The organism is Paenibacillus humicola (assembly GCF_028826105.1).
GTDB lineage: Bacteria > Bacillota > Bacilli > Paenibacillales > Paenibacillaceae > Paenibacillus_Z > Paenibacillus_Z humicola.
On sequence record NZ_JAQGPL010000001.1, the window covers coordinates 5,833,477 to 5,857,142 of the forward strand.

Genomic DNA, 23,666 nt, shown 5'->3' on the forward strand with positions numbered 1-23,666 from the left:
GTAAAGCCCGTCCATTCACCAATATGTCACTATAAATAACATATTACTATAGCTGAATCGGATTGTTTATCGAATTTTCGCTATTCATGTCATTTTTCATAACATTACTTGTTGACAAGATGTCATGACAACACTTACAATCGAAACAAAAAAGGAGCGTGGTCGACATCATGAGAAAAGGGTTTATTTCGGTCATTATTCTGATCTTCGTTGCAGTCCTTTCGGGGTGCGGGTCAAAAAAAGAGGCCGGCACGTCAGCCGGTTCGGATGTTAAAAATACTGACGCCAAAACGGAAAGCGCAAGCAAAGCGCCGTCCGTCATCAAGTTTGGCGTCCAGCCCTCGACGCAGCCCCCGTTTATCGCCGAAGAGCTGGGGCTTTTCGACGAAATCGAGAAAAAATACAACACGTCGATCGAATTTGTCAAATTCGCATCCGGCGGTCCGGAGAACAACGCCCTCGCCGCGGGCGAAATCAGCTGGGCGGAATACGGCATGGCGCCGGCGATCGTCGGCATGGACAAGGCCGACGGTCTGCTGACTTCCGTCGACGTGCTGAACGAGACGGCGCTGATCGCCGCTCCGGACATCGCTTCCGCCGCGGACCTGAAAGGGAAAACGGTCGGTTTTCCCGGCAAAGGGTCTCAGCAGTATCCCCTCATGCTGCTTGCGCTCGAACAGGCCGGCATGAAGGAAGCCGACATCAACCTGATCTCGATGGATGCGGGCAATATGACCGAGGCGCTCAAGAACGGCCAGCTGTCGGCCTTCATCGCCTGGGACCCCTTCATTACGACAGCCGTGAAGAACGGGACTGGAAAAACACTGCTCAGCTCCGATCAGATCATGCCGCTGAAGGACGGGCATTATTTGGGTGAAGGAACGGTGGTGAAGCGCGGCTTTGCCGAAGATTATCCCGAGCTGACGCAGGATATGGTGGACGCCCTCGCGAAGGCGAATGCTTACATCGTCGATCATCCGGACGAGGTTCCCGCCATGTGGAACAAAGCGGTCGGACTGGATCCGGCGGTCATCGAATATTCGCTGCAGAACAAGATGGCCGTATACGTGAAAAACATCCAGCCCGATCCCGCCTCGCTGAAGGCCTACATCGACATGCTCAACAAATACGAGATTACGCAAATTTCGGATGTGGACTTGTTTCTGAAGGATCACCTTTGGAGCGGGGAATACCGGTAAAAAGATCAGGCGCCCACTCGGGCGCCTGCTTCATTTTAATCCGCTTGCATCACATCGCATCATCGTATGCCCGCTTCAAGATGTGCAAATAATCCTCTCTGCCGACCGGCCGGATATTGCTCGGTGTCGAATTGTTTTGAACCGCCAGCTCGGCAAGCCGCGGGAAATCCTCCGGCTTGACGCCCGGCAGCTCCCTCAGCTTCGGAATCCCGAGCTTTGCCGTAAACGTGCGGATGCCGTCAATCAGGCGGCCGATCGCCCGGTCATCCGGCTCCGATTCGGAGGCAAACTTCATGATCCGGGACAGCCGGGCATGGACCGTCCTCTCCTCCTCCGCGTTATACTGCAGCACGTACGGCAGGAAGACCGCATTTGCCACGCCGTGCGGCGTATCGTACAGCCCGCCGAGCGCTTCCGCCAGACAGTGCACGGCCGCAACGTCGGCGGAGCCGAAGCATAAGCCCGCGAGCAGGCTGCCTTCGAGCATGGCGTAACGGGTCGGTCCGTTGTACGGGTCGGCGAAAGCGGCCGGCAAGGCCGATACGATCGTCTCCATCGCCCGGGCGCCAAGCGCCTGCGAAATCGGATTGGTGACCCTGCACGTATAGCCTTCGATCGCATGCACCAGCGCATCGACGCCCGTCGCCGCGGTAACGGATTTCGGCACGGTAAACGTCAGCTGCGGATCGAGCACGGCGAGCAGCGGACGCATCGAAGCGTGCTTCAGCGTAAGCTTCCGGTGCGTCGCGGACTCCGTAATGACGGCGCCCCGCGTCACTTCCGAACCGGTGCCGGCCGTGGTCGGCACGCAAATGACAGGGGCGATGTTGGCATACGCCCTTCGGCCTTCGCAGTAATCGAGCGGCGTGCCGCCGTTCGGCCCCAGGAGCGCAATCGCTTTCGCCGTATCCATCGCGCTGCCGCCGCCGACGGCCACTACCGCGTCCGAGCCATGCTCCGCAAACAGCTGGGCCCCGGCCAAGCATTCCGTATCCCGCGGATTTTGCGAGAGCGAATCGAAGCGGACGACCCGAAAGCCCGCCGCTTCCAGAGATGCTTCGACCGGCGCCGTGATGCCCGCCTGCACCACGCCCGGATCGCTGACGAGCAGAATGGACGAGCCGAGCTGCAGCGATTTCAGCAGCTCCGGCAGCTCGCGCGATTTCCCCATCCCCATTTCGATTCGCGTACTGCAATAATAGCTGTAATTGAGCATGTCCAATGTCTCCAATTTTATTGAAATGATTGATTTTAAATGGCTGGCATAGTCCCCTTTTATCCGAAAGGAAATAGTGAGCCTTCGCATGCCGAGCCTCTATTGAAATTCGGCATTTCTCCCGCTTTCCCTGCTCTTATTCCGCGGCGGCGACGGTACGAATGAAACGGATCCTGATTTTACTTATATTCATCATCTATTCATCATCGACGCCGTGTCAAATGGGTTCAAATCGGCATTGTCCATCCCATACCTCGCGATAAACTCGACGGATTCGTTTTACATGAATATGAATTATTGTTCATGTTTATATTTTGCTCCTCCGTAGGAAAACTTACCCTTATGAACATCCTATTGAAGCTCAAGTGGGTCATCATTCCCTTACTGCTGATCGCCGCAATGCTCGTCAAACAAGCCGCCCCCGATTATCAAGAGCTGGTTCGCGAAAAAGGGCAGCCGAGCATCCCGTCTTCGTACTCGTCCGTTCAAGCGCAGGAGATACTCGACCGGTTCAATCACAAGCCGAAAGACTCGACGCTGCAGGATATTCTAGTCGTCTATCACGCGGATACGGCGCTCAGCGACGCGCAGCTCGGCGAAATCAAGACAAGCCTCGGCGCGCTAGGGAAGCAGAGCGGTATTCCGGTGGCCGGCATGGAGAATCCGTTCGAGAACGAGACGCTGAAAGAACAATTGCTGTCCAAAGACGGCACGACCTTGCTGGCGCCTCTGACCGTCGATACCCGGAATGAAAAACTGGAGAATATCCGGGTAGACCTCGACGAGTATTTGGACCGGGTGTCGACGCCGCATTACTTGACCGGCGGTCCGGCTATCCAAGAGGATACGTTAAAATCGACCGGCGAAGGCGTGAAAAAAACCGAATGGATTACGGTCGCGTTCGTGCTGCTTGTGCTCGGCCTGACTTTTCGGTCGCCCACTGCGCCGCTCGTCTCCCTGTTCGTCATCGGCCTCACCTACGTCGGCTCGCTGTCGCTGGTCTCGATTTTGGCGGACAAGTGGGGCTTCCCCCTCTCTTCGGTCACCCAGTCGTTTTTAATTATGGTGCTCTTCGGGATCGGGACGGATTACAACATCCTGCTGTTCATGCGCTTTAAGGAGGAACTGACCCGGCAGGAATCCGTTCTAAAGGCCATTCAAGCGACGTACCGGACAGCCGGAAAAACGGTCTTCTACAGCATTCTCGTCGTCATTATCGGATTCAGCACCCTGCTGCTGTCGCAGTTCTCCGTCTTTCAATCGGCGGGAGCGGTCGCGATTGCCGTCTGCCTGCTGCTGCTCGCGCTTTTTACGGCGACACCCGTTTTAATGGCGATTTTTGGCGGAGGGCTCTTTTGGCCGTCGAAAAAACTCCATACCCACAAAGAAAATAAACTCTGGACATTGCTCGGGAAAAAGGCCGTGGCCGCCCCGATCGTGTCGCTGCTGATCGTATTGATCGTCACCGTGCCGAACGTATTTTTATACAAAGGCGTCGTTTCGTTCAATTCCGTGGCGGAAGTAAATCCGTCTTACGACTCAATCAAAGGCTATCATTTCGTATCGGACGCCTTTACGCCCGGACAAGCGGCTCCGACCGCGTTTATGCTGGAATCCGGCTCTTCGCTTGATACGGCCGAGAATTTATCTCTGGTGGACCAAATTACGGAGACGATTGCCGAAACCGAAGGCGTGAAGCAAGTGTTCAGTGCGACGCGGCCGAAAGGCGAGAAGCTCGATCAATTTTACGTCTCGAATCAAAGCAAGGAAGTCAGCGGCGGCTTGGATAAAGCGAACGACGGCATCAAGGCGATCCAAAGCGGGTTAACCGATGCAAGCGCCAAGCTGGATTCCGCCTCCCTATCCGCCCAATTGCAAAACATGGACCGGCTGCTGCAAGGAACAAAAACGATCGGCACGGACCTGGGCAAAATATCGGACGGTCTTGCCGCTGTCGAATCCGGCATGAAGCAGGGGGCGAACGGGGCGGACAGCATCGCAGGCGGGCTGATGAAGCTGGAGCAGAGCAGCCGCGCACTCTCGTCTTCCTCCACCCGGCTGCTTACGGGATATCAGGAGATCCGAAGCGGGCTCCAATCGGTTCATGACCGTTATGCGTCCATTACGTCGCAGTTGAACGCATCCATGCAGCTGGCCGCTGCCGTGCAATCGGCTTCGGAACAGCTCGCCAAGACGCATCCCGAGCTGAGCCGGGATCCGGACTATATGAAATTGTCGGCGACGGGCAGGACGCTGCATGACAGCCTGGGTAACCTTCATACCGCTATGACCGCTGCGAACGACCGGTTGGGCGGCGTGCTCGCTTCCTTGGACAAAACAAACCAGGGTTTAAATCAGCTAGTCAGCGGCCAGAAGAAGATGGGGGACGGCCTTGCCCAATTGGAGGAAGGAGCCGCTTCATTATCGAATAGCCTGCAAAAAGGAACAGGCGCGCAGCAGCAAATCGTTACTCAAATGGCCGCACTGAAGAACGGAATCGATCAAATTGATGAAGGTCAATCCAAACTGCAAGCGGGGCTGGGAACGCTGGACGCTTCCCTCCAAGATCTAGAAACCGGCTTGAAAAAAAGCGCGGATGGCCTCGGCTCCGTATCGGGCGGGCTGACCGATGCCCAGCACTACCTGAACCAGCTGGCCGCCTCCGATACCACGACGTTTTTTGCACCAAACGACGCGCTGCAAAACGACGCGTTCAAAAAGGCTTTGAACGCCTATTTGTCTACCGACAAGAAGATCGCCAAATGGACGATTGTACTGGACAGCGACCCGTATTCGACGGACGCCATTGCGACAATCAACCGGATCAACCGGAATGTGAAAAACGTGCTGGACGGCACGAAGTTAAGCAGCGCGCGTTACGGGGCTGCCGGCGTCACCGGACAAAATGCTTCCTTGCAGGTGATCGAGCAGCAGGATTTTTCGCGTACGGTGCTGTTGATGCTCGGCGGAATCGCGATTGCGCTGGCCGTCATGTTCCGTTCGCTGCTGCTGCCGATTTATGTTATCGCCTCGCTGATCCTGGCGTATTTTACGTCCATCCATCTGACCGAGCTGATGTATACGCACGGATTCAGCCATGCCGGATTGTCCTGGGCCGTCCCGTTCTTCTCGTTTATCCTGCTGATCGCGCTCGGCGTGGATTACAGCATTTTCCTGCTGATGCGGTTCCGCGAATATCGGGACGAGCCTCCGAAGGCAGCCATCGTAAAGGCATTGAAGCACATGGGATCCGTCATTACCTCGGCGGTTATCATCCTGATCGGCACGTTCGGAGCCTTATACCCCTCCGGCGTCCTGATTCTGATCCAGCTGGCGACGATCGTCATCATCGGGCTGATTCTGCTCGCTCTCGTGCTGCTCCCGCTGTTTCTGCCGGCTTTGATCGCTTTGGGGAGCCGTAAGAATGAGGGTGACGAGACTCTCGAAGAGGAAAGTACCGTCAGAAGCTGAAGTGCAACTTTTAGAATAGTCATGGGAACATCCCTGGGGATTGCAATGAATCCTGCACAGGCAGCTGACGGTACTTATAACAGGAAGGTTCCGCGCAGCTCGCCTCGGAGTGGGGACAACGAAAAGCACCTTGCCCCCAAACCTCCTCGATAAACCTGAAATGCCGCACTCGCGGCGGGTTGATGAAACGGCGGTCATACGGATTTCAAATCATGCTTCAATCCGCGTTCGATTTACTTGAGCTGCTGCGCAAGCTCCCAAATATGTCCGCCCGGATCCTGGAAGCTTGCCGTACGTACGCCCCATGGCCGATCCATGGGACCGTTAAGCAGAGCGATACCGCGCGCCCGGAGCTCCTCGCATTGGGCATCGACATCCTCCACGCTGATCGTAAACTGGAAACGCGCTCCCGCTTCACGGACGGCGACCTGCTCCGGTTCAATCAGCTCCGGCGCCGCGGAAACATCCAGCAGATTGATGCACATGTTCCCGAACTTGAACACGGCCGAGTTGGGGTCTTCAAAAATGGCCGCAAGGCCGAATACCTCCTGATAAAACGATTTCGAGCCCTGCAAATCTTCAACAAACACGGTAATGACATCGATATTCCTTGCTCCGAGTGCGTCCATGTTTATACCTTCTTTTCTTTTTGGATTCGTGAGGTTATTTTAACCCAATATTAAGGGAGAGATTTCTTTTCGATTGCGGGATAAAGGTTAAAATATTGCTGTTATTTAAGATACGGTTCATCTTAACGGTCAAAACGGCGAAAACCGCTCCGGCATCCAATTATGACAGACTGTTCTAAACCAATTACTTCAGATATTCGTTCTTTGGTAATCTCTTGAACTAATTCGTACAAACGTTTGACGAGACATCATGATAGAGTGTGATCTCTTTCTTCGGACTGGCTTTCGGGATCTCTCCATGCCGAAACCAAAAGTGGCATGGGTGCGATTTTCTTGAACTTCTCAGCTGTCCGACTTTCCGATAAGATGAGAACAAATCTTAACGGGAGTGATGAACATGGTAAAAATCAGCGTTCTGGGAACGGGCAATATGGGGAAGGCGCTCGTCAAACTATTGGCAAGCAACAACAACCTTGAGGTGAGTTGGGGCTCCCGCGATAGGGATCGCGTCGCATCACTAGCGGAGAAAATGCAGTTGAGCAACGTCGCGACTTCGGACTACGAGGAAGCTTACCGGTCCGACATCATCATTCCGGCCTTGCCATTCACCGCATTGCTGGAATGGGCTGCCGAGCACAAAGCTCAACTCAAGGATAAACAGATCGTCGATATCTCCAATCCTTTCAACGACGACTTCAGCGGATTTACGACAGTGTGGGGAGAATCCGCTGCAGAACGGTTGCAAGCCGCCCTGCCTGATTCGATCGTCATCGGCGCTTTCAAGAACACGTTCTTCAAAGTGATGGAGAATCCGGTATTTCAAAAACAGCAGAGCGATGTGCTTGTCACCGGGGACGATGAGGCCTCCGTTGAACGCCTTATCTCGCTCCTGCGTCCGCTCCCTTTTCGGTTCATTCAGGCGGGCATGCTTGCCAACAATCGGACAATCGAACGATTTACGCTGCTCGAATTGGAACTCGCCGTCCGGTATGGCACTTACCCTTATATATCGATGAGAGTATTCGGAATGAAGGATGAAGCGTCGGCAGACTAACTTAATAGCCGCCATATTTTCTCGCCTTTTGACCGGCTCAAGCTGAACACGGAAATCGTTCTGCGGGCATCGGGATGATCCAATGGAACCGTGACCAATCGATCGGATATCCGGGTAACAGAAGCTTGCGGCAATACGGTAATACCTTCCGAGCTATGCTCTACGTACCCGAGGATGACTTCATGAAAACGAACTTCCGTCTTGATGCGCATGGGCAGATTCATCGATGCGAATAACGAGGTCAGTTTCGCGCGGATCGTGCATCCATCGACGTAGAGGATGAGTGGCTGGCTGCCCAACTCGGATAAAGTAATCTTGGATTGGACCGCGAAAGGATGGTCAACAGTCATCACCGCAATCAGAGGTTCGTGATGCAGGTCGCCCATCCATACCGAAGGATGCATGGACGCCCGCTCCGCGACGAGCAGTTCCACCTCTCCATCGAATAACATTCGGTATACTTCTCTCGTCGATTGTCGGCACACCAGCTCGACTATATGGCCTTGCTTTTCTAGCTTTTGAAGGTAAGGCAGCAAGTACTGTGAAGCGATGTCGGGCATCGTCCCGATCCGAACGTGACGCCATTCTTTGTAGGGCTCGAGGGAACTCGTTATCGCGGCCATTTGATCGAGCAAATCTCCCGAGCGTTCGTACAGAATCTGCCCTGCATCCGTCAGCTTCACGCCTTGCGCGGTCCGCATGAATAGTTGTACGTCAAACCGCTGCTCCAGGCTTTTGATTTGTTTGCTTAGTGCAGTATGCGAGATATGCAGGGCTTCGCTTGCTTTAGCTATGCTTTGCTTTCTAGCAGCTTCCCTAAATCCGATTAAGAAGTCCATGTTCAAGTTCCATCACCACCTTAATTCCAGTTTCAAGAACACCTTAACCCGGGAATATAATAAAATCCAGTATCGAATAGACCAAACGGAGGCGAACCCCTATGTTCAAAATGATAGTGATCTACAGTGAGCCAAAAGAAATAGAACTTTTCGAGGCGCATTACTTCGCCAAGCATCTTCCTCTGATCAAGCAGTTGCCCCATTTGCTTGATTATCGTGTACAACGAGTGACGAACACGCAGAATACGGATGACACCGCTTACCTTGTTACCGAGCTCGAGTATGCCGACGAAGCCAGCTTCAACTTATCCTACACGTCGGCGGAAGGTAGGGCCGCCCAGCAGGATACTGCGGATATGGTCCCGTATCTACATCGGCTACCCGTCGTGCACATCGTTGAGGACCTTAATGTTTGACGGCCGCATCTAGCTGGTAGCCGTCGAGTAGACGCACGAACCACACCATTTTCTAGACTCCACTATACTGGTTTATGTAACCGAGACCGTTTGGCCTATACTAGCATACGCATCAACCCTTTAGATTCTTGAGATACCAACAAAACCTGCCGTTACTTGTGATACGGTTCGCCGCGCTTTCCGTAACGGCAAGTTTCTATTAGATTTTCAGCAAACCCTTCAATGTTAGAACCGTTGCCGGTGCCGCGGCATAGATGACGACCTTAAGTGTCGGGTGATCGGGTTGCTGTAAAGTTACATATTCGAATTCCATGTCTCCAATCACCGGATTGATCCATCGCTTATGGCAATCGACAGCGAATTGGACGTCTTGCCTGGGCCAATAAGTTCGGAAGATCTCACTTGTTTGAGTAAATTCCTCAATTAATTCATTAAACCTCAAGTCTTGCAGAGAATGAGCATAATCCGCACAGAACCGTGCAATCATGACTTGCGCCTTCTCCTGCCAATCCGTGCTATTCATACGAATAACTCGGTCCGTTAAGAATCTCCGCAGCCAATTCGGCTTCTCCCTCATAGGCTTCGAAAAACCCGGTAATCTAAAAACCAATTCCGCAGCCTTATTCCAAATGAGGAGATCCCAACCGTTCCCTAGAATAAACGCTGGATTCGGATCGAGGGCCAGTACCATTCGCTCCAATCCGGCCGACACTTCTTGCGTAATGCCGGTTTCCCGTTCGAACGGCTTTGCCAGCCTATGGAGATGACGTCTCTCCGCCGATGACAATCGTAATGCAACTGCCAAACTATCCAGTACCTGATCAGATGGATTGGACACTTTGCCTTGCTCCAACAAGGTATACCACGAAGCCCCGATATGAGCCAGTTGAGCCACTTCCTCACGACGAAGACCAGGCGTCCGTCGTCGACCGTATGAGGGTAACCCCATTTCCTCAGGTGTCAGCCGCTCTCTCCGTGCCCGCAAAAAATCCCCGAGCGAGCGTGGTCCCGACATAGAGTTTTCCTTCACGTGAAGCCTCCTCAGGCTAATACTGTCGATCCTATGATAACGACAGTGCGGCAGCTTGGTTTCGGTTTTGTCATTTGAGTATAACACTTGCGAATGAAAGGTTGGAGGATGGCCTCATGATTCTGGTCACTGGCGGGTTGGGCTTCATCGGAAGCCACACAGCGCGTGCGCTGCTTGATTTGGGAGAGTCTTGCGTGCTTACAAGGTATCGAAAGTCGAAGGTCCCCTCTTTTCTCGAATCGGAAATTGGGAGACGAGCGTATATCGAACAGGTTGACATCACTGATGCTTCGGCGTTTCTTTCCATCGGCGAACGTCATAAGATTACAGGTATCGTGCATTTAGCCATGACTGGCTCAGGAATGAGCGATCCGTTCGATTACTTCCGCGCGAACACGGATAGCCTGCAGAGCGTTCTTCAAGCGGCTCACAAATGGGGAGTCACCCGCGTCAGCTTCGCAAGCGCAATTGGTGTCTACATGGGCGTAGGAGAATGTCCTTTTCAAGAGGATATGCCGCTGACTATGACTGCAGACAATCCGTTCACGACTTTCAAGAAGAGCTCCGAGTTGATTGCGACTTATATCGCGGGGCGCTTAGGCTTTGAAATCGTGAATCTACGGATCTCAGGAGCCTGGGGTCCTTTGCAAAAGTCCGCAGCAAATCTGGTCGTCGCCTCCCAGCTTGTGCATGCTGCGGTAGGAGGGCTGCAACCTACATTTTCAGGCCAAGTTTTGGATGCCTATGATATGTGTTATGTGAAGGATTGCGCCCAAGCTATCGCACAGCTTCAGGTAGCGGACAAATTGAACCACAACACCTATAATATCGGCTCTGGAAGAATTGTTAAGAATCAGGAGTTCGTGGCGGCAATCAAGAGCGTGATTCCCGGCGCTAAGTTAGAACTCCCCGAAGGGCCTTGCTTAGACATGTTTCTCGACATCGCAAGGATCCGCCAGGAGATAGCGTACGAGCCCGAATACGACGTCGAGAAAGGGATCTTCGAGTATGTTAGCTGGTTAAAATCAGGGAATGAGGTTTGAGACTCTTATTTGTGGTAAGGATCACCGCGAAATTAGAGGGGATCTATTGCAGTAAACCTAAAAGAGTTAGTACGGAAAATTAGATTAAGAGTCTACCTCTGATTTTTATATGTAGAAGCCAAAATCCACTGTGTCCTCCCTCTTAAATTCCCATGGCCAATTTGATGATTGTTACTCTCCTTCGGTGAGTTTAGCAAATACTAAATACAGTCTTTGAATTGTTCCATGCAATGTTCAATCTGTTCTGAATACTTCTTAATGCCTCTTTCAGTGTCGTCAATGAAAATGTTTATCTTTTCATTTTGAATTGCACTCTTTTTTTTCTCGTTGAAAAATTTCGCAAAATCCTCTGCATTGTAACTGTCAATATTGTCAATTCCAATTGTTGATATTAATGAAACCGTGTATGTCTGTAATCGCTTAAGGGCTTCAAGTTCCCAATAAGTAAATAAGTTGTCATATGAAACAACAGCCTTATTACATTCTCTATTTATGTCATTTGCGATAGTTATGTATTGTATAAATAGCCTTTTAGGATCTTCAATTGGTGGAAACTCTTGTAACGTCTTACTTTGGTACCTAACCAATACCAGCAAATCGTGTAAAGCGAACTTTTTAATTTGAGAAATCTCTTCATACTTTCTTCTTCGAAACCCAATGAAATAAATTATTAAGCATATTGAACCAGCTAGTCCTGTTGATAACACATTTGTGACTATCTCCTTCATTTTCGGTATATCCAACACAAAATTAAATGTCAATAAGTCTCTCAAACCCACTTTAGAATTACATGCAACAATACCTGCTAGACAGATAATAATCATTAGGATACAAGATAGAATGTAAAATCGCGATCTTTTCATATAATTATCTCCTATACGGGTGTTCAAATACTGCTCAAATTCACCCAAATGGCGCTTTAAATCTTCGGCGGTTCTGCTAATAGTTATAGTACGTATTAAACTGTTTCTTATTGAGCTTACCCTCGTCAAATTAATTCCAGCGAATTGAAAGAGTAGTCGTTTCATTTTTTGTTGTTCTTTCGGTTCACCTTTTACCCTAATAAACACTTGTTCATATGTATTATATAAGGCCAGCCCATATACCACTGGGAGATTCATAAACAATAATATAATTGGTAGCGTAAACTCTTTCAAAGTATCTATATTTAGTAACTCTTCAGGTCTTTGTATCAAATTGCTCGCAGTAAATAGTATTACTACAATTCCAAAGACAACTAATAATCCATTTATGATTTTTTTAACACTCACTGTTTTTTCTTCTCTCGATGCAAATGCAAGAAGACCTCCAAGAAGAAGTGTAATGGGAATAATTGCCAACTCAACTACCAAATCAAATGTCCAATTATTCAGTATAAATTCGATTATTACGATAAGTGCAAGATTGTCTTTAATCAGTTTTGCAAAAAATCGTCCATCTTTTGCTGTATCTATTGACTTTACGAATAATGGAATTTCGAAAAATATTACCCAAAATATAGTATCCTTCAGTAGATATAAATCCCAGAATTTACTATAAAAGAGATAGAGAACGGTCAGAGAAAAGAAGCTAAGAAAGATTATATAAAACAAAACGAATTTGCGGCTGAAGATAATCGGCAAAACAGTTATTAAAAACTTTCTCCCCGCTTTTGTGAAGAGACCGATTATTATTGCTATGATAATCCAAATGCCAAATGCAATCTCCCTATTATTAAAAACATTCTGAAGTGCCTCCACTTGGAACCTCCATTGTTTTCACAAATCACTAATTACTTAACTTGTGAATCCTATTGCGATCACATTCCGCTCATGATGTACGTACAAATCACCATCATTTGAATGACCAGACAGACACAATCTAGATCTAAATCAAGTTGTGTTATTATGACGACGCACCTTTACCGCTGAATCAAAGGTAGAAGGGACTTCCTTTGATCAGAAAACCCTTTTCTAAATCTGAAGCTGTTCATTACAATTTAACCAGGTACGTGCTATTCACGATTCTAAATCCTTCAGCGCGAACAGATTTATCTTTTCTTGTTTTTTCTGCCAAACAATGATTTTCACCTTAGAAGGGTACGCAAATTTTATACGGCTCACTTTAAATGTCAATATAATTAGTTCAAGCAATTCTTGATCCAGTATATTTTCGTATCCTCTGAAGCGAGTTATCCCAGATCCCAAAACTGGCAAGGCAACTGTTCTCCCAGCATAGACTCTGTCTATCTCATTCCAGAAGTTCAACAGGCAGTTAATATAGTCGTTCATCTCGAGATATGCTTTGTTATTATCATCGAAACGTGACAACGCCGTAAGGAGATAATCGTCTACCATGCAAATTGTTCCAAGCCTATATTTAGTCTTCTTCCCGACAGTTCTACCCGCATTTTCACAGACGATCATTTCTGGCAAGTGGGGGTCAGAAGAAATGATGTTATCTAGAACAGAGGTATTTCCCTGATAAAATTTCTTAATATATATTCCGTTGAGTGAACTGCTTGAGATAACTTTCTCGTCTACTAGCGTATCGAAATATTCATTAAAAGCGATCGCTTTAAAATCAGCCTTCTCAGAAAATATATCACCGAATTTCACCTCAATCTCTGAGGTGTTAATCGTTAGTTTGATGCTTCGACGCATGTTGGCATGAATCCAAATTGCAGTGTAGACAAGAACCAGAAATGCCAGAGTTCCCCCACCAATGCCCATCTTGCTTTTAGGGTCTATTTCAACAAATAGGAACACAATAGAGGTGATGACGCTTATCACACTCAGAAAACCGTAGAAAGTATGTATTATCTTTTTATCGAACAAAGGGACATTCATTCGCATCTTCTCCATTATTGAATCAAGCCCCATTTAGTTTGTGTTTCAAGATTGTAATAACTCTTACCACTGCTAAGATGCTCTCCGTTCACATAAAAACGAGTGATAGCATCCAAAATACACACTTTAGCGAAGGGAATATGGATTGCTTCTATACCGGTATCATTTATACAGTCTTTAAGTACCTTTGGCCAAATTTCACTGTGGCTGTCCACATACAAAATTGATGAGAATTCAGGGCAAGCGATAATAAGCGGAATTTTGTACGTGTCTATGGCCTGCTCGATCTCATAAGATAACACGCTTCCGGTATAACGAGTTTTACTCGTAAGGATTACGAGCATGTTTTTCGATGCTCTAAGCCGTTCCTGAATACGTGCATACAATGTTGCCCGTTTACTTGTATCACGTACGGCATACGTTTTCTCGTGACAATTAATCAGCGAAAACTGGATGTTTTTGCTCGCACTCCAAGCTTGTAGAGTAGCATAGTATTTGAAGTCAGACTTTGTAGGGTCTGCCTCTCCTAAACCATCAAAAGCGACATAGGTTCCAGTCCGATTTGCCATTATCCATCCCCCACTTTAAACTTCCTTTGCTTCCTAACATGGAAATACCTTACCATAAATCTCTACTTACTCTGATAAAAATTCCCCTATTCTTAGTTGTGATACAGTTCTCCGTATCATTCTGATGAAGAAGCCGAGCGTCAAGAAGAGCCCGAACAGTAAGGCCACGATCTGCTCGAGCTGGGTAAACGAGGCGAAGTCACGAGTGGGCAATTGGAAAAGGCCGTGCGGAAGCTCGAAGAGAAACTGCAGGCGGCCCCGATGGATGATTGAAATGGAAAGTGTGTTTGGTCAAATGAAGAACAACCGGGGTTTCCGGCGCTTCCTGCTTCGCGGCTTACATAATACGGGGCTAATCCCTAAGATCCAGAATTAGACCTTATGGGACAGCCCCTTGAGATCAAGGAAAAACAGTGGTTTATCGGATCTTTTACTTTTTTTTAGGCTAATCCTTTTAACATAATTTGTTTTCTTTTTATATATTCAGAATGAGATTTTATAATATCAGAGTTTACTGGTACTGAACTTTCCGGTAAAGGACCGGTTCTTTTTCGTTTTTTTCTCAGTTCTTCAATGTAAGAGATCCACGAGTCATATAACTATGGTTCACAATATAAAGAAGTTACCTTTAAAATAATATCTTCTTCATGTCCCTGCCCCTTGCCGATCGGAGCAAAATTTTCGCTCCCTTAAAGTGGTTAATGTCCAAAAATTTAGCCTCACTTATGATAAGGTTCAGCGTATCATCTTGGAGGCGAATATTCTTCTTATTAATTTACAGAAAAATAAAAGGAGCAAAACCAGTGTTTTGCTCCCCCCCGCAAATGGAATATTTGGATTCGGGCATTACCCTTGCCTTCCCGCGGTATTTCTACAGTATATGTATTTATAACTTTTTTATTCGTCCATATAGTTGCTCCCAGTTTGAAGGGAGAATATTCAATTTATAAATATCAATTTTTGAAGCCGTAACTAATTTCTTTAAATCTTTTTGTAGACTTATACCATCACTATCACTCAGGACTTTTTTTAATGCGTACACCCTTGAGAATAAGTCGGTTGAGCTAGGTAACACAGCAGAATTATCTTCACTGTCTATCAGTACAATTGATGATGTTTTACCTACTAGTTTATTATGATGGGCACATACATTTCTAAGATTTCTAATCGCATCTAGCCATGTATCCATTTCCTTAGTTATTTCTTTCCCATATCTAGTTCTCGAATACCCATATATGAGCACTTCTTTTCTTAAATCCCCTCTTAGATACGCATATATATTTGTTATTGTACCGAACTCAAAATAAGAAAATGCAGCCCAACAAGGTATCTTCTTGGTATAACGAGAACCTCCACGTCTATATTTGGTGAATTCAGGATATTTATTGACATTAGTTCTTAGGTTCTTTTCAGTGTCCACAATAGCCTTTTTGAATTTTGGATAATTCCTAATGTGGAGATTTCTTTTTTGTCTATCGCGTTCACCACGTGACTTTGTATAATACTGGTCATCCAAATAAAAATTTGAATCGTTCGTTTTTAGAGATATTGCATTGGATAAATGACTTTTAAATTGAATCTCTGCATTTTGGGTATATGTAAAGAATAATTTTCTTAGCTCAACATCAAATTTGTAGATTCCGAATAGGAGCTCTTGGTTAGGTTTAGTTCTTAAAACAGATGTGAACGAGAGTAGATATTTTCCATATCTACTTAGTCTAAAATATCCAGAATCAAGGAGTTTATTTTTAATTCTACCTTTTTTTATGAATACAACATATTTTTTCATTAATGAAATTTGATCATCAATACTCAACGGAAGTTCCATAAAAGTTATGTTTTCCTCCTTCAAACAAAAAAAAGAATGGATATACCATTCTTAATCCCGCAAATGGAATATTTGGATTCAGGCACTACCCATGCCTTCCAACGGTTAAGTTGATTATACCATACTGGTGCAATATGACAACTACCTTTTATAAAATTAAGAAGGACTTTTTATAAAACCACACAATGATCCTAGAAACAAGAACATTTCACCTCATTTGTGATAAGTCTCTACTTATCATCCCAAAGTCTATAAATTGAGGGCACCGTAATAATGGAAGTCCTCATTTGTTGAAAGCTTTCTGTGCTCAGAGTTGTTAATGAACTCTCGTCCAGATAACAACTCTGTGCACAGAACCTCGCATTCCCGACCTAATCCAGCAAACGTCTCCTCACCTCAGCCTCATTATCCTCCCGCATCGCATCACGCCGATAAGATTTACCCATCTGTCTATGAATCTCAGAGACTCGAGGGTAGCTGAATTCCAATGATTTAGCCCAGTTGTCGTGCTTTTCAGCTAATTGTCTCTCTTCATCCCCGCCTTCACCACGCCATTGTACACCACGGGCATTGTAAAGACCCGTACATACACCGCTTGAAAATTTATCCGTCGCGATCTGCTCAATTGCCTCACGAACAGGCTCATATGGCCAGATGCCATCCTTACCGATTGGAGCATTAGAGAATAGCTTACCGAGACAAATATCGCATATATCTCTGCGAGATAGTTCTTCTGCCAGTTCACGAACTCTTCGAACCCAATTTTCTATTTCTTCGTGGTCCAGTTCGCCTTGCTTATCATGGCCTGGGATTGCTGAAAGTTTATCCAGAAGGTTATATGCTGCTATAGCACGCTGCTCCTGAACCTGCTGGTTTGGTGCACGTAATTCTTTCGGGTCCTCTCCACCATCAGTTCGCTTGTACGCCATCGCCACAGCTTGAACAAAAAGTTCGGGATGCGCCTCAATGTGCTTTTCGAGATTAGGAATCCCAGTCTCTTCCCCTGAGAGAACTTCAATAAATTGGAACTCCAATCCTGCCATTTGATCAACAGGAATCTCTCCACTTTCTGTTAGTAATTTAAACCCTTCAGCAATATGATAACGATCAAGTTGGTAAGTTCCCGGAGACTCATCGGAATTGGTGGCTATGGCTGTTATCATTTTAAACAAAAGCTTCGGAGGAATTGCTGCCAAGTCGTATTGGACATGTATAAAAGCTGCTCTAGGACGGTTCACACCAATGAGATGGTCAATGGCATATTGTAAGTGTCCAAGTTCCTCGTCTCTTGAAAAGTTGGGAATAACTGCTTTCCAGTAGCTTCCTTGAGCGGCAGTATCCAGTGTCTCAACAATGTCCCAGATGACCCTAGTGAATGGTGCCTGTAATAGCAGGGACAGGATTTCAGACATCTCCCGATCTTTGATTAATCGTATAATCAGATCGGCCTTATCCCCATACACCAATCCATGCAACAACCCTGAAATTACAGATTGACGCACCTGTGAGTCTGCCAATGGCCCTAGTGCGAGAATATCCGCTCCGAGTTTAAGCACTTCATGATGTTCAACAAGAATGGTAGAAAGCAGCCCTCCTATAAGGTTTGCACATTCTCCACGAGATGCGAGATCGAGTACCCCTTCAAGTCCTCGTTCAGACATTATCGCAGTAAGAGCGTTACGCCTCAAAGCCTCGATCTTTGCAGAACGTGCCTTATAGTCGGGTACCTCCTCTTCCAGTTCATCATAGGATTCTTCGACCCACTGCTTCTTAAATAACCACTCGTGCCGTATGACAATATCACTTGGTTTCAAAAGAAGATATATTTTATGTGCACGAGAATCAGGCTCAAGCGATTTATTTTTGTTCTTCCTGGCACGACGTGTGAAGACGCTAGTACGGACTTTCTCCCGGAGAATGGCCCTCTCTCTATCAGTTGCTGTGTGATTCCAGGTCTCAATGAGTTCCCAGATGCGATCTTCAAATTCCTCTGGGAGGTGCTGCTCAATGCAAGAAACAAGATCTCCGAGCGTATCGGCTGTATGCCATCTCCAGTCCAATGCCATTTCGAGTGCCTTTAAGCGAAATTCCTGTCGTTCTTCTCCCCCCACCGGATCACCGGCACCGTGAGCACCAGTTCGCCAACGGGGCTTATAACTGTAAGTACCAACTTTTGAGTGCGCGTTAAACTGCTCAAAACAAAGAGACCACGTAATATTAGGGTATTTCCTAACTAAGTATTCAAGTACTGCAATTCGAGCTTTTAGCGGCGCTGTAGTTTGCGGCATCCAAAAACGAAAAATGGCGCTAAGGCTTTCGATCGGTTTATTCACCCAATTATCGTTAATTACCGGTTGAGCAAGTTCAGCGAGAATACGGACCGTCCTAATAAGATACTCAGGTGACCAAGCAATACTCTCTAAAGCCCAGAGTAACCCGGTTCTTGGATTGCGCCCAAAAAGTCCTGATTGAACAGACCTCATGAGGCCAAGAGACTGTGGCTGGCTAGAATTCAAATCCTCTTCAAGTATCTGGAGAAAGATCTCTGGCGCAGCTTCTGCATACACCGGTAAGTCATTTGATTGAGCCTCCAACTTGCGTGTTGTCAGAGGGGTCAAAAGCGACTTTATGATCTGCCCAATCTTTATCTCAATATCATGTCCCAGTCGATCTCGGAACAGAGAATTGCCATACACCGCGAGGAGAACCAGGGATTCACTAATCCCTTTTCGAAGAGCTGAAGATATTTCTCTCGTCTTACCGTAGATGCCAGCAGCCCACTGCTGTTCTTCCGGAAGGTCCAATGATGGGTCATCCTCGGAGAGAATTTGTTCCGCCAAATCCAAAAAGCGTTTAATATCTCTCCAAACCAATCTCTTGTTGATCGCATAGAGGGCGTCAATCTTCGAAACTAATCCACGCATATGACCAATAGACCAAACTGGACTATCACTTAAGAGCAATAAATCCGCAAGTTTGTTTTCTAGTTGATCGTACTCAATATCATTCGCAAGAAGCGAAAGAACAGCTTTGTCCGACTCGTTACTGGCGTCCCACACCCCGGCCAAAAGGAAACCCGAGAGTATTGCTGTGATTTTCGTATCCGACGCCCATTCAGGTGTCCGAATCGCTTCCAGCTTGGAAAGTCGACGCCTTAAAACAGTTAGTGATCGCCCTGATTCGCGACCTAACTTATCAATTTCATCTCTATTGCAGCCCATTGTCTCCAATGCCGTACGAAAAGACTCATAACTGAGAGGTTCAAGGAAAATGTCAGCATCGGCATTTGTCGAATTGCGTGGGTAGATGATGATGGATCGTAGATCTTTCTTATATTGTGCAAATTCTCGTTCCACATCTCGCCTCGTTATCACCGCGATGAAATCCGAGGGCTTTGCCGCCAACTTTGATAATGCTCCTGTCTGCGTGAATACCGCTACTCGATCACGGAACTGCGAGAGGTCAGGATCATCGGGTGAAAATAAACAGTTTAGAAACGCCAATGCCTCTTCCGTTGAATCACTACAAATAATTACGGGTTCTGACTTAGTTAACTTCTTCAATACGGTTCCGGTAGTTTTAGCGTTCTTCACAGCTTCTTCAAAAAGAGCCTTCGAAAGCGTTGGTTCAGTATCAGCAACCCATTGCTTCCAACTCTCATCAAGCGACATTACACCAAGCGACGGAACCGACAGTTCATTCGCAAGCCATGCTTGACCGGAAATCGATTGCTCAAGCCATTGTTCGAGATCACTGGAGTCAAAGACAAGAACATCCTTCCATTTCTTCTCAGCCAAGCGTTCCTTCCGCCAAACTGCCTTTCCAGCCCATCGCCTTGGTGTAACAAAAACGAAAGTGATCTCAGATCGCTCCTCGGATGTAGTCTGACCAATACTCTTGTTGTAGTCATTATCCGCCTTTTGCTTTGGATCATCATTGGTACCGAACTCCCACCCAGACTTACCAGCAGGTACCCATGGTGTTCCCTCCTCAGCCTCTAAGAATCCATCCCAACCCGGGCGTTCGGCATCATCATTTCCGGGAAAATCAATCTTCCTGATATTCAGCCCCGTAGAATTAACCAATGTTCTCAGGAAAACGGCGAGACGGGTACGAGCTTTAATCGTAGATGCCCACTGTTCAATATCATTGGCTTTAAACTGCATGAAAGGAGGTATATAGGTCTTTGTGGTAGCCGCCACTCCTTTCTCTTGAGCAAGCTTAGCATCGTAAGCCGCCTGCATATCCGTCAACTCACGTGCGCTAGTTCCAAACGCCCGCTCAATGCGCGTAGCCATGTCGGGCGAGAGTGCGGCATGTCCATTAAGAAGGTTAGAAAGAGCCGGGCGTCCTACCCCCAGCAAATTAGCTGCATCTTTAACAGACATGCCCTTTGGAATGACTTTTTCTCGGATATAGGCACCTATTTTCCTCTCATCATTAAATTTGTTGTCCACTCTTCATTCCTCCCTATGCAGCACCGGATGTGCTAATTAGTTATCATTCTATATCCATAGTACTGTATTGTGTTGCGTTACACAATACAAATATATGTTCTTTTTTGTTGAGTCAAATCAACAGCATCGAACTTGACTTCAATGAGGGGACCGAGAAGCATTTTTTAAGCACAGTGCAATCCACTGAACCAACAGCGAAAGGGGCTTTTCCTTTGTCCGGAAAAACCCCAATGCTGAAGCAACCTCTTAATCTCACAATATACGCAAAGACTTACGCAACTCTTAATTACAACGATATCTCTACTGCATTAGGATGATTCTTCTTTAATCCATAAACGATTGCTTCAATTTCTCCGAGAGTTCTACCTGTAAATCCTCCTCCGAAATCTCCATTCTCAAGATTCTCTTTCTTATACTCATCAACCTTAGATTCTTCTCCCCAAACAATCTTTTCTTCACCGGTCTCACCGATAGTAATAATCCATTCTGAATACATGAAACCTTTCCCTTTTCGCCACAATTAGAAAAACCTCGCGTGTACCCTTCAGCTTCAGAAAACTAACGGATTTGGACTCCGCTTGGTACATCAGTTTACTATCGCTTGGCAGATACAGTTGAGGCTTTTAAAATTCTACTGGAATATGATGGTCTTTGTCAAAGATGCCGGGTGATCATGCTCGCTCTTATGACTAATCAAATTTCGCCCTACTTGTGATACGGTTCCCCCCGATTAATCTTCACCGCCCGGTACACCTGCTCGATCAGCACCAGCCGCATCAGCTGGTGCGGCAAGGTCATGCGCCCGAAGCTTAGCTTCTGCTGGGCGCGGGACAGCACGGCGGGAGCGAGGCCCGTGCTCCCGCCAATGACAAAAGCCACGTGGCTGTGCCCATACGTGGCTAATCGATCGAGCGCGGCCGCCAGGTCCTCGGACGACCACAGCTCCCCGTCCAGCGCAAGCGCGATCACATGCGCTTCCGGCTTCAATTGCGCGAGCAGCCGCTCGCCCTCGCGCTCGCGGACGGAGGCTTCCTCCGCCGCGCTCATCGTCTCCGGCGCTTTCTCGTCCGGCACCTCCGTGAGCGTGAGCTTCACGTACGGCCCGAGCCGCTTCGCGTATTCCGCGATGCCCTGCGCCAAATATTTTTCCTTCAGCTTGCCGACCGCCGCAATCTGGATCTGCATCGCGCTACACCACCAAAACCGCTGCGGCCTCGCCGCATAGGTCGCACGTCGCGGGCGCTTCCCACGCCGTGAACGTCGTCGACGTCAAATCTACCAGATCCGGCGCATCCTCGTATTCGTCGACAAACTTATCGATCGCCAGCTCCACATGCTTCTTACATACGCAATACATGAATCGCTTGTCCCCCAAAATCCTCGTATTTTTCGGCTCCTCTATCCCGCCATCTGCAAACCGACGAATCGTGTCGGATCCGTTTCGTTCATCCCGTACACGCACGAAAGGACCAGCTGCAGGCCGCCGCCCGCCGCGGAGCCGCCAAGAGCTGATCCCAATCGCTCCCTATTCTGCTAGTCTTCCTGATTCTCAGTCAGCTTAAACGTCACCGACTGCAGCTTCCCATCCCGGTAAAAGGTGACATTGATGTCGTCGCCGATCGATTTCCGGGCGTACAAATATTTGCGAAGTTCAAGCGTGCTGCCGATCGGCTGCTTATCCAGCTTGACGATGACGTCGTTGAACTGCAGCCCCGCCTCCGCGGCCGGCCCGACCGCCTGCAGCACGATGACGCCCTGCTTCACGCTCGCCGGCAGCTTCAGGTCGCCCTTCTGCGGCAGCTTCAGCTCGCCGCCGTTATCCGCCGTGCCAGCGGATGGGCCGCCATTTAAGCCGTCCCCGCCAATCCCGTCGTCCGAGCCGGAAGTCGAGCCGTCTCCATCCGAGCCTTCCGAGCCATCGAAACCGCCCGGGCCGGCATGGCCGCCCCCCGGCTGCGCCTGGGCAAAATACTGCTCCAAATCCATCGTATAGACGCCCAAATAAGGGCGTTTGACTTTCCCGTATTCCAGCAGGCTCTTCACCACCGGCATCGCCGAATGGGTCGGAATCGCGAAGCCGACGCCTTCGACGCCGAAATCGGCCACCTTCATGCTGTTGATGCCGACCACCTTGCCGTCCAGATTGATCAGCGGCCCGCCACTGTTGCCCTGATTGATTGAAGCGTCAACCTGGATGACCTCCTGCTCCCAGTCGTAATTGCCGTCCTGGTTGAGCGAGACGGGAATAATCCGTTTCGTTTTGCTCACGATCCCCATCGTCAGCGAGTCGCTGAGGCCCAGCGGGTTGCCGATCGCCATGACGACCTGTCCGGCTTGAAGCGCATCGGAATCGCCGATTTCCGCGGTCGTGTCGATGCCTTTGCCGTCGATCTCGAGCACGGCGAGATCCGAGATCTCGTCCTTGCCGAGCACCTTCGCGTCGCGCGTCTCCCCGTCCGAGAGGACGACCTTGACCGCCTCCGCGTCTTCCACGACGTGGTTGTTCGTAATAATATGGGCCTTCCCTTTCACCTTCTCGAAAATAAATCCAGAACCGAGCGCCGCTTCCTCCAGGCCTGTTCCGTCGTCGATCTGCGGGCCGCCGTCGTCCGTTCCGCCTGCGGCGCCCTTCGGCAGCGGCTGCTCGTTAATAATGCTCACAACAGCGGGACGTACCTTGGCTGCCGCCTGAATCGTCCGGTCCAGCGGATCGGACGTTTTCACCGCGGCTACGCTGGAGCCGGCCGCAACCGAGCCTCCATCCCTGTGGAAGCCCACGATTAGCCCGAACAGCAGCACCGCAGCCAGCGAGCTTATGATCGACGACGTCATGGCAATACGAACATTGGACCAGCTGCCGGCGGACGGGCTTTTCCCGAAGGAAAAAGACTTCTCCCCGCGGCTTTCCTGCCGGGCCCGGCGGGATACGCGCGTGGAGTAAAAATCGTCGTCGAATAAGCTCATCGATATCGCTCCTCTCGATGCGCGGAGGGCATCAAGACCATTTTTTACGAATCTAGGAATAGTATCGGACGAAAAGTCTACAATAGTTAATAGAATCACATGTGCAGCCGACAGTAGCAAGAG

The 23,666-nt window shown here is 48.4% G+C and carries 18 protein-coding genes and 1 pseudogene; 6 read left to right on the forward strand and 13 right to left on the reverse strand.

Annotation, left to right across the window (positions count from 1 at the left end; genetic code table 11):
• Positions 1 to 170: 170 nt before the first annotated feature.
• The gene (locus PD282_RS26875) at positions 171 to 1,199 is read left to right on the forward strand and encodes an ABC transporter substrate-binding protein (RefSeq protein WP_274654855.1); all 1,029 of its coding nucleotides are present in this window, start codon (positions 171 to 173) and stop codon (positions 1,197 to 1,199) included.
• Positions 1,200 to 1,248: 49 nt separating this feature from the next.
• Here PD282_RS26875 and PD282_RS26880 read toward each other — a convergent pair whose 3' ends face one another.
• A complete protein-coding gene (locus PD282_RS26880; RefSeq protein WP_274654857.1) occupies positions 1,249 to 2,415 on the reverse strand; it encodes an iron-containing alcohol dehydrogenase in 1,167 nt (388 codons plus the stop codon).
• 342 nt (positions 2,416 to 2,757) lie between these two features.
• Here PD282_RS26880 and PD282_RS26885 point away from each other — a divergent pair, with 342 nt between their 5' ends.
• Positions 2,758 to 5,886, forward strand: coding sequence for an MMPL family transporter (locus PD282_RS26885; RefSeq protein ID WP_274654859.1), 3,129 nt, complete (start codon positions 2,758 to 2,760; stop codon positions 5,884 to 5,886).
• Positions 5,887 to 6,119: 233 nt separating this feature from the next.
• Here the strand turns inward: PD282_RS26885 and PD282_RS26890 are convergent, their stop codons facing one another.
• Complete coding sequence (locus PD282_RS26890) at positions 6,120 to 6,515, reverse strand: VOC family protein (protein WP_274654861.1); 396 nt, start codon at positions 6,513 to 6,515, stop codon at positions 6,120 to 6,122.
• A 397-nt stretch (positions 6,516 to 6,912) separates the two neighbouring features.
• Between PD282_RS26890 and PD282_RS26895 the strand changes: the two genes are divergently transcribed.
• Positions 6,913 to 7,569 carry an NADPH-dependent F420 reductase gene (locus PD282_RS26895; protein ID WP_274654863.1) on the forward strand — a complete coding sequence of 219 codons (657 nt, stop codon included), beginning with the start codon at positions 6,913 to 6,915 and terminating at the stop codon, positions 7,567 to 7,569.
• Here PD282_RS26895 and PD282_RS26900 read toward each other — a convergent pair.
• Positions 7,566 to 8,408: a LysR family transcriptional regulator gene (locus tag PD282_RS26900; protein ID WP_274655478.1), complete on the reverse strand. Its 843-nt coding sequence runs from the start codon at positions 8,406 to 8,408 to the stop codon at positions 7,566 to 7,568. The genes PD282_RS26895 and PD282_RS26900 overlap by 4 nt on opposite strands.
• 101 nt (positions 8,409 to 8,509) lie before the next feature.
• Between PD282_RS26900 and PD282_RS26905 the strand changes: the two genes are divergently transcribed.
• Positions 8,510 to 8,824: an EthD family reductase gene (locus PD282_RS26905; RefSeq protein WP_274654865.1), complete on the forward strand. Its 315-nt coding sequence runs from the start codon at positions 8,510 to 8,512 to the stop codon at positions 8,822 to 8,824.
• A 199-nt stretch (positions 8,825 to 9,023) separates the two neighbouring features.
• Here PD282_RS26905 and PD282_RS26910 read toward each other — a convergent pair whose 3' ends face one another.
• A complete protein-coding gene (locus PD282_RS26910) occupies positions 9,024 to 9,854 on the reverse strand; it encodes a helix-turn-helix transcriptional regulator (protein ID WP_274654867.1) in 831 nt (276 codons plus the stop codon).
• 116 nt (positions 9,855 to 9,970) lie between these two features.
• On the opposite strand from PD282_RS26910, the gene PD282_RS26915 reads away from it, so the two are divergent.
• On the forward strand, positions 9,971 to 10,897 hold the full coding sequence (locus PD282_RS26915; protein WP_274654869.1) for an NAD-dependent epimerase/dehydratase family protein: 927 nt from the start codon (positions 9,971 to 9,973) through the stop codon (positions 10,895 to 10,897).
• Positions 10,898 to 11,097: 200 nt separating this feature from the next.
• Here the strand turns inward: PD282_RS26915 and PD282_RS26920 are convergent, their stop codons facing one another.
• From PD282_RS26920 to PD282_RS26930, 3 genes are all read right to left on the reverse strand, one after another.
• Positions 11,098 to 12,636 carry a hypothetical protein gene (locus PD282_RS26920; protein ID WP_274654871.1) on the reverse strand — a complete coding sequence of 513 codons (1,539 nt, stop codon included), beginning with the start codon at positions 12,634 to 12,636 and terminating at the stop codon, positions 11,098 to 11,100.
• Positions 12,637 to 12,894: 258 nt separating this feature from the next.
• The gene (locus PD282_RS26925) at positions 12,895 to 13,725 is read right to left on the reverse strand and encodes a macro domain-containing protein (RefSeq protein WP_274654873.1); all 831 of its coding nucleotides are present in this window, start codon (positions 13,723 to 13,725) and stop codon (positions 12,895 to 12,897) included.
• 14 nt (positions 13,726 to 13,739) lie between these two features.
• Positions 13,740 to 14,294 carry a TIR domain-containing protein gene (locus PD282_RS26930; protein WP_274654875.1) on the reverse strand — a complete coding sequence of 185 codons (555 nt, stop codon included), beginning with the start codon at positions 14,292 to 14,294 and terminating at the stop codon, positions 13,740 to 13,742.
• 238 nt (positions 14,295 to 14,532) lie between these two features.
• On the opposite strand from PD282_RS26930, the pseudogene PD282_RS27535 reads away from it, so the two are divergent.
• Positions 14,533 to 14,670 (forward strand): annotated as a pseudogene (locus tag PD282_RS27535) (transposase); the annotation flags it as partial.
• A 510-nt stretch (positions 14,671 to 15,180) separates the two neighbouring features.
• Here PD282_RS27535 and PD282_RS26940 read toward each other — a convergent pair.
• The 6 genes from PD282_RS26940 to PD282_RS26965 form a co-directional block, all read right to left on the reverse strand.
• Positions 15,181 to 16,122, reverse strand: a complete 942-nt coding sequence (locus PD282_RS26940) for an Abi family protein (RefSeq protein ID WP_274654879.1) — start codon at positions 16,120 to 16,122, stop codon at positions 15,181 to 15,183.
• A gap of 371 nt (positions 16,123 to 16,493) precedes the next feature.
• Positions 16,494 to 20,579, reverse strand: a complete 4,086-nt coding sequence (locus tag PD282_RS26945) for a HigA family addiction module antitoxin (protein ID WP_274654881.1) — start codon at positions 20,577 to 20,579, stop codon at positions 16,494 to 16,496.
• Between the two features lie 286 nt (positions 20,580 to 20,865).
• Positions 20,866 to 21,075 carry a hypothetical protein gene (locus tag PD282_RS26950; RefSeq protein ID WP_274654883.1) on the reverse strand — a complete coding sequence of 70 codons (210 nt, stop codon included), beginning with the start codon at positions 21,073 to 21,075 and terminating at the stop codon, positions 20,866 to 20,868.
• A gap of 209 nt (positions 21,076 to 21,284) precedes the next feature.
• Complete coding sequence (gene rlmH / locus PD282_RS26955; RefSeq protein ID WP_274654885.1) at positions 21,285 to 21,764, reverse strand: 23S rRNA (pseudouridine(1915)-N(3))-methyltransferase RlmH; 480 nt, start codon at positions 21,762 to 21,764, stop codon at positions 21,285 to 21,287.
• Positions 21,765 to 21,768: 4 nt separating this feature from the next.
• Positions 21,769 to 21,936: a CxxH/CxxC protein gene (locus PD282_RS26960; protein WP_274654887.1), complete on the reverse strand. Its 168-nt coding sequence runs from the start codon at positions 21,934 to 21,936 to the stop codon at positions 21,769 to 21,771.
• A gap of 176 nt (positions 21,937 to 22,112) precedes the next feature.
• Positions 22,113 to 23,543: a S1C family serine protease gene (locus PD282_RS26965; RefSeq protein ID WP_274654888.1), complete on the reverse strand. Its 1,431-nt coding sequence runs from the start codon at positions 23,541 to 23,543 to the stop codon at positions 22,113 to 22,115.
• Positions 23,544 to 23,666: the final 123 nt, after the last annotated feature.

Coding starts and splice junctions, on each gene's coding strand:
- PD282_RS26905 (WP_274654865.1), top strand. CDS start 8,510: ATGTTCAAAATGATAGTGATCTACAGTGAGCCAAAAGAAATAGAACTT.
- PD282_RS26885 (WP_274654859.1), top strand. CDS start 2,758: ATGAACATCCTATTGAAGCTCAAGTGGGTCATCATTCCCTTACTGCTG.
- PD282_RS26895 (WP_274654863.1), top strand. CDS start 6,913: ATGGTAAAAATCAGCGTTCTGGGAACGGGCAATATGGGGAAGGCGCTC.
- PD282_RS26940 (WP_274654879.1), bottom strand. CDS start 16,122: ATGGAACTTCCGTTGAGTATTGATGATCAAATTTCATTAATGAAAAAA.
- PD282_RS26915 (WP_274654869.1), top strand. CDS start 9,971: ATGATTCTGGTCACTGGCGGGTTGGGCTTCATCGGAAGCCACACAGCG.
- PD282_RS26925 (WP_274654873.1), bottom strand. CDS start 13,725: ATGAATGTCCCTTTGTTCGATAAAAAGATAATACATACTTTCTACGGT.
- PD282_RS26875 (WP_274654855.1), top strand. CDS start 171: ATGAGAAAAGGGTTTATTTCGGTCATTATTCTGATCTTCGTTGCAGTC.
- PD282_RS26880 (WP_274654857.1), bottom strand. CDS start 2,415: ATGCTCAATTACAGCTATTATTGCAGTACGCGAATCGAAATGGGGATG.
- PD282_RS26890 (WP_274654861.1), bottom strand. CDS start 6,515: ATGGACGCACTCGGAGCAAGGAATATCGATGTCATTACCGTGTTTGTT.
- PD282_RS26900 (WP_274655478.1), bottom strand. CDS start 8,408: ATGGACTTCTTAATCGGATTTAGGGAAGCTGCTAGAAAGCAAAGCATA.
- PD282_RS26950 (WP_274654883.1), bottom strand. CDS start 21,075: ATGTATTCAGAATGGATTATTACTATCGGTGAGACCGGTGAAGAAAAG.
- PD282_RS26960 (WP_274654887.1), bottom strand. CDS start 21,936: ATGTATTGCGTATGTAAGAAGCATGTGGAGCTGGCGATCGATAAGTTT.
- PD282_RS26965 (WP_274654888.1), bottom strand. CDS start 23,543: ATGAGCTTATTCGACGACGATTTTTACTCCACGCGCGTATCCCGCCGG.
- rlmH (WP_274654885.1), bottom strand. CDS start 21,764: ATGCAGATCCAGATTGCGGCGGTCGGCAAGCTGAAGGAAAAATATTTG.
- PD282_RS26930 (WP_274654875.1), bottom strand. CDS start 14,294: ATGGCAAATCGGACTGGAACCTATGTCGCTTTTGATGGTTTAGGAGAG.